Raw genomic sequence first — 3,503 nt, forward strand, 5'->3', positions numbered from 1 at the left:
GGCCGACGACGCTGACACTCACCCTGCTCGGCGACGGCGCCCCGCGCACCTCCACCGTGACGTTCCAGGCCGAGGAGCAGTAGCCCGCGCCCGCCGGACGGCGTGCGTCAGCTCAGACGCTCGAGCACCATGGCCATGCCCTGGCCGCCGGCGGTGCACATCGTCTCGACGGCGAACTGCTCGTCGCGCTCGCGGAGCGCGTTGATCGCGGTCGTGGTGATGCGGGCACCGGTCATGCCGTAGGGGTGACCGAGGGCGATCGCGCCGCCGTTCACATTCACGCGGTCGGGGTCGATGCCGATGTCGGCGATCGAGGGAATCACCTGCGCGGCGAACGCCTCGTTGATCTCGAGGATGTCGATGTCGCCGATCGACATACGGGCGTGGGCGAGCGCGCGCTCCACCGCCTGCACCGGCCCGAGGCCCATGATCTCGGCCGACAGTGCCGACACCCCGGTCGACACCACACGGGCGAGCGGGGTGAGCCCGAGCTCGGCGGCGCGGGTGTCGCTCATGATCACGAGCGCGGCCGCGCCGTCGTTGAGCGGGCAGCAGTTCGCCGCGGTCACCGTGCCGTGCGGGCGGAACACCGGCTGCATGCCGCTGATGCCCTCCAGCGTGACGCCCCCTCGGGGGCCGTCGTCCTTCGTCACGAGCGTGCCGTCGGCGAGACGCACCGGGGTGATGTCGGTCCCCCAGAAGCCGCGGGCGCCGGCGGCCTCGGCGCGGTTCTGGCTGAGCACCGCCCATTCATCCTGCTCGCGACGGGACACGCCGCGGAAGGAGGCCACATTCTCGGCGGTCTCCCCCATCGCGATGTAGATGTCCTCGAGCTCCCCCCGCTCGAGCGGATCCGACCATACGAAGTCGGGGTTCTGCGCGTCGCGCGCCGTGCGGGCCGCAGCATCCGCCCACCGCGGGTTCTTGGTGTCCGGCATGCCGTCGGACTTGCCGGAGCCGAACTGCGACACCGCCTCCACCCCGGCCGAGACGAACACGTCGCCCTCGCCGGCCTTGATCGCATGGAACGCCATCCGCGTCGTCTGCAGCGACGATGCGCAGTAGCGGTTGACCGTGGTGCCGGGCACCGCGTCCCAGCCGAGCTGCAGCGCCAGCATCCGTCCGATGTTGTATCCCTGCTGGCCTGCCGGCTGCGCACAGCCCACCATCAGGTCGACGATCTCGTCCGGGTTCAGGCCGGGCACCGCCTCGACGGCCGCGCGCACCATCTGCACGGCGAGGTCGTCACCGCGCATGTCCTTCAGGCTGCCCTTGAACGCGCGTCCGATGGGCGAGCGCACCGCGGAGACGATGACGGCTTCGGTCATGATGAGGATCCTCCAGTGATGTCGAGGCGGTCGGCCTGCTGCACGATGTCCGCGTTCGGGGTGTGGCTCAGGAAAGCGGGCCATTCGCCGCCACCGTCCACGGGGATGACGGCGCCGGTGATGTGCGCCGACAGGGGTGAGGCGAGCATGACGCAGACGTTGCCGAGCTCCTGCGGCGAGGCCAGTCGCCCCCGCGGGATGGTCCGTGCGATCTCCGCGTACTGCTCCGGTGTGCCGTAGTGGTCGACCGCGCTCTCGGTGTGCACCAGGCCGCTGCTGACCGCGTTGACGCGGATCTCCGGCGCCCATTCGACCGCGAGGCTGCGGGTCAGGCTCTCCAGCGCCGCCTTCGCCGCGCCGTACACGGCCGTGCCGGGGCTGGGGCGGCGGGCGCTGATCGAGGTGATGTTGATCACGCTGCCGGATGCGGCACGCAACGCGGGGAACGCCGCTCTCGTGGCGACCGCGGCGGAGAGGAAGTTGATCTCGGTGATGGCCTGGAAGTACCTCGGCGACCCGGCTTCGAATCGGCCGAACGGCGAGCCGCCGACGTTGTTGACGAGCACGTCGAGGCGTCCGTGGCGTTCCGCGACGCCCGCGATCCAGGCCTCGTTCTGAGCGGCGTCGCGCACATCGACCGGACGGAAGGATGCCACGCGCCCGTCGCGCTCCGGCAGGGTCGTCGGCTCGGAGCGACCGCAGAACTCGACGTCGGCACCCGCATCGAGGAACGCCTCGACCACGCCACGGCCCACACCTCGAGCACCGCCGGTGACCGCGACGACCTTCCCCGCGAAATCCATGACCAGGCTCACTCCGCCTCCTCCGAGCGCGGCGCTCCGATGCGCCGACCTGTCCATGCTACCAACCAAATGCTAGGTTTGTTGCATGAGTCACGATGACGTCCCTCTGCAGCATCCCCGCACCGTCGTGGTCACCGGCGGCGCCCTCGGTATCGGCGGCGGGATCAGCCGGCGCTTCGCCGCCGACGGCGACCACGTCCTGCTCGTCGACATCGATGCGGATGCCGCCGCACGTACGGCCGCCGACATCGAGGCGACCGGCGGCCGCTGCACCGTCCTCGTCGGCGACATCACCGAAGACGACACGGTCGCCCGCCTCGCGGCCCGGGTCGAGAGCGAATACGGACACGCCGACGTGCTCGTCAACAACGTCGGCGACTACCGCCCGGCGAAGTCGTTCTTCGCCAAGAGCCCGCCCGACCAGTGGCGGCGCCTGCACGAGCTCAACCTCTGGCACGTCTTCGCCGTGACGCACGCGCTCCTGCCGGGGATGATCGCGGCCGGCGGCGGCAGCATCGTCAACGTCTCCACGGTCGAGGCGTTCCGCGGCATCCCCGGCAACGCCGTGTACTCGGCGTACAACGCCGGCGTCTCCGCTTTCACGAAAAGCCTCGCCGTCGAACTCGGGCCCTCCGCCATCCGGGTCAACGCCATCGCCCCCGACCTCGCCGACACCGCGCAGACCCCGGCCGAGCTCATGCTGGCCGGCCGCGACCCCGCGCTGCTGCGATCCTGGCTTCCCGCCGGACGCTTCGGGACACCCGAGGACTTCGCGGGAGTGGTGGCCTTCCTCGCCTCGCGCGACGCTGCGTTCATCACGGGTCACACGATCCCCGTCGACGGCGGAACACTGGCCGCAGCCGGCTGGTACGGCAAGGCATCCGGTCGCGGCTGGACGAACATGCCGGATCAGGCATGAACACGCTCGCCGAGCTCATGGATCGTCAGCAGATCCACGACCTGGTCCTGCGCTACTGCTCGGCCGTCGACCGCGCCGACTACGCGGCGGTCCGCAGCGTCTACGCGCGAGACGGCGTCGACCACCACACCGGCTTCTCCGGAACGGCCGACGACTACGTGGCCTGGCTGCGCGAGCGGACGGCCGTGTTCGACGGCACCATGCACCTCGTCGGGAACCACCGGGTCGAGCTCCACGGCGATCATGCCTTCGCCGAGACGTACGGCACGGCCGTGCACTGGGGTACGCCGTCCGACGACGAGTCCCTCAACTTCACGAGCGGCTTCCGTTACCTCGATCATGTCCGCCGCGACCCCGACGGCTGGCGCATCGTCGAGCGCACCGCCGTGCGCGAATGGACCCGCTCGGATGCCGGGCGACTGCGTGAACCGGAGGGCGACGGACCACGGGGCC

4 protein-coding genes are annotated in these 3,503 nt (G+C 70.7%); 2 read left to right on the plus strand and 2 right to left on the minus strand.

What is annotated here, in order from left to right; genetic code table 11:
• Positions 1-107 precede the first annotated feature (107 nt).
• Entirely contained in the window at positions 108-1,328 is a 1,221-nt protein-coding gene (locus ACNPM4_RS08175) for an acetyl-CoA C-acetyltransferase (RefSeq protein WP_448985355.1), read from the minus strand.
• Positions 1,325-2,143, minus strand: coding sequence for an SDR family oxidoreductase (locus ACNPM4_RS08180; RefSeq protein WP_448985356.1), 819 nt, complete (start codon positions 2,141-2,143; stop codon positions 1,325-1,327). Before ACNPM4_RS08180 ends, ACNPM4_RS08175 begins: the two co-directional genes overlap by 4 nt.
• Positions 2,144-2,216: 73 nt before the next feature.
• On the opposite strand from ACNPM4_RS08180, the gene ACNPM4_RS08185 reads away from it, so the two are divergent.
• Together ACNPM4_RS08185 and ACNPM4_RS08190 are read left to right on the plus strand one after the other, a co-directional pair.
• Complete coding sequence (locus tag ACNPM4_RS08185) at positions 2,217-3,050, plus strand: SDR family NAD(P)-dependent oxidoreductase (protein WP_372467451.1); 834 nt, start codon at positions 2,217-2,219, stop codon at positions 3,048-3,050.
• On the plus strand, positions 3,047-3,503 hold a 457-nt coding region (locus ACNPM4_RS08190), incomplete at its 3' end, for a nuclear transport factor 2 family protein (protein ID WP_448985357.1). The genes ACNPM4_RS08185 and ACNPM4_RS08190, both read left to right, overlap by 4 nt.

It is taken from the genome of Microbacterium umsixpiens, assembly GCF_053543675.1.

Excerpts from the sequence above, each read along its gene's own strand:
- ACNPM4_RS08185 (WP_372467451.1), top strand. The coding sequence starts at position 2,217 with ATGAGTCACGATGACGTCCCTCTGCAGCATCCCCGCACCGTCGTGGTC.
- ACNPM4_RS08175 (WP_448985355.1), bottom strand. The coding sequence starts at position 1,328 with ATGACCGAAGCCGTCATCGTCTCCGCGGTGCGCTCGCCCATCGGACGC.